The sequence below is a fragment of the Pseudomonas sp. MWU16-30323 genome (assembly GCF_020515595.1).
Lineage (GTDB): Bacteria > Pseudomonadota > Gammaproteobacteria > Pseudomonadales > Pseudomonadaceae > Aquipseudomonas > Aquipseudomonas yamanorum.
The window spans coordinates 1-1,466 of sequence record NZ_JAIWYM010000073.1 but is presented as its reverse complement, the minus strand read 5'-3'; the positions used below and the strand labels follow the sequence as shown (position 1 = coordinate 1,466).

1 protein-coding gene is annotated in these 1,466 nt (G+C 55.9%); it reads right to left on the bottom strand.

What is annotated here, in order from left to right; all coding sequences use genetic code 11:
- Nucleotides 1-47: 47 nt before the first annotated feature.
- Nucleotides 48-1,355 carry an IS4 family transposase gene (locus LIY45_RS30445; protein ID WP_226478701.1) on the bottom strand — a complete coding sequence of 436 codons (1,308 nt, stop codon included), beginning with the start codon at nt 1,353-1,355 and terminating at the stop codon, nt 48-50.
- Nucleotides 1,356-1,466 lie beyond the last annotated feature (111 nt).

The window sequence follows — 1,466 nt, the reverse complement described above, 5'->3', positions numbered from 1 at the left end:
GCCATCCCTTTCAAGGTCTGCGTTTAAAAGCCCGTTTAAGGCCATGTTTAAGTACGTTTATCCGACTTAGCCGCCTTAAGCACCCTAGCTGTTGAGACATGCGCCCGTGCCGCCTTACCTTCCAGCCACTCCTTGGGCTTGGCTACTTTGGGGCCACGAGGGCTTTTTGCTACGGACTTAGGTTTGATCATCCTTGCCAGGGCCAGCAATCGCTCTGCCAGCCCTTGCGGAGTCTTTTCAAGAGGGAAATTTTCCGCAGGCAATGCGATCTGCAAGCCTTGATAATCACTGCGAACATGCACCGCCAAGTGGAAAATCGAAACCTCCCAACCCTCTGGCTGCGTTTCGCGGTGCGCCTGTTCAACGCTACGCTTGAGAACCGACAAAACGTTGTAAGCCAGGACCGCTGAGGCAAAGCCCAATAGCGCGGCTTTCGGGCTGCCAAGGCCTGCAATTTCACTGTCCAGTACCGACTCAAGGCGCTGAAACATTCCCTCGATACTCCAGCGACGACGGTATAAATCGGCTATCTGCTGGGCACCGATGGTGTCGGGCAAATTGCTCCAGAACCACATCACCAAATCGCCTGAGTCATTCGCCGTTTGCAGGCTCAACTCAACACGTCGCCAGCGGCGGCCGCCCTTCACTTCGATGATTTGTTCGCGAACGGTTCCGCTATCGACCGTTCCTGAGTCTTGCCACTCACTTTCCTGGACCAGGCGTGGATGCTTGCTGGGTTGGCGAACGATGAACGAAGCCCCCGTGTCCTCGCAGGCTTGCAGGACGGGGAGCGTGCAATAGAGCCGGTCAGCCATCCACAACTGGCCCGCGCATGCGCGGGCCAGCAGCGGTAAAACACTGACTCGCTCACTGGCGTAGGCATCTTCCCACGGCTGAAGATCAACGACTAAATCCAGATCCGGATCGTAGGCAACTACTGAAAATCCTGGGCGCGCTGCGCCGCGCTCATTGCGCAGAGCGCCAAGACGTTTTTCAGTGGCCGGCAGGTGGTTGCCATCCACAATACGCAACTGCCAACCGGGTAGGATCGATGAATGGCCGAGCGTTTCGACGGTCGGTATCAAACGCTCGGCACTGCCCGAAATGAGGGCGCGAAGCAGCTCGGGTTCGGTCCGCTTGATCTTGTCATAGAGTGCCGAAACACTGACCGAAAGGCCCTCCATCTTGCGCGCCGCCGCGTGCAACGACGGCCTCAAGCCCAATGAAACAAGGGACATCAGCTCAACAACGGTTGAAAACAAAAGCTCACGTGAGTACTGCCGTTGGCGGTGATCATCGAACACCTTGTCAACCCAAGCGGCATCTACTGCCTGCTCTAATATCAACTTGGTCATGACGCTGGCCGGCGCCTGTTTTTCAAACCGTTCTAAAACCTTTTCCCACATAGTTTCGTCGTCCTGACTGGATTGGTTAGGGGATTTTAAACCAAGACCTTGAAAGGGATG

Excerpts from the sequence above, each read along its gene's own strand:
- LIY45_RS30445 (WP_226478701.1), bottom strand. The coding sequence starts at position 1,355 with ATGACCAAGTTGATATTAGAGCAGGCAGTAGATGCCGCTTGGGTTGAC.